Below are 202 nucleotides of genomic sequence, written 5' to 3'. Positions count from 1 at the left end.
GGCCGGGCGGGTGGGCGACAGCTACAGCATCGACCGCGATGTCCCGAGCGTGACCCGCGTGGGCGTGCCGGCAAACGGCAGCTACGTGGCCGGGCAGAACCTGGACTTCATCGTCACCCTGAGCGAGGCGGTGCAACTGGATACCGGCAACGGCACCCCGCGCATCGCCGTGACGCTGGACGACGGCACGGTGGCCTACGCC

At 70.8% G+C, this 202-nt stretch carries 1 protein-coding gene; it reads left to right on the top strand.

Annotation, left to right across the window (positions count from 1 at the left end; translation table 11 throughout):
* A partial coding sequence (locus IAE33_RS24470; protein ID WP_201165787.1) for a hypothetical protein occupies positions 1-202 on the top strand: 202 nt, incomplete at both ends.

The organism is Pseudomonas sp. S60 (genome assembly GCF_016647865.1).
GTDB classification, from domain to species: Bacteria; Pseudomonadota; Gammaproteobacteria; order Pseudomonadales; family Pseudomonadaceae; genus Aquipseudomonas; species Aquipseudomonas parafulva.
Note: the sequence above shows the minus strand (reverse complement) of the source record. Positions and strands in the feature narration are given on the sequence as shown.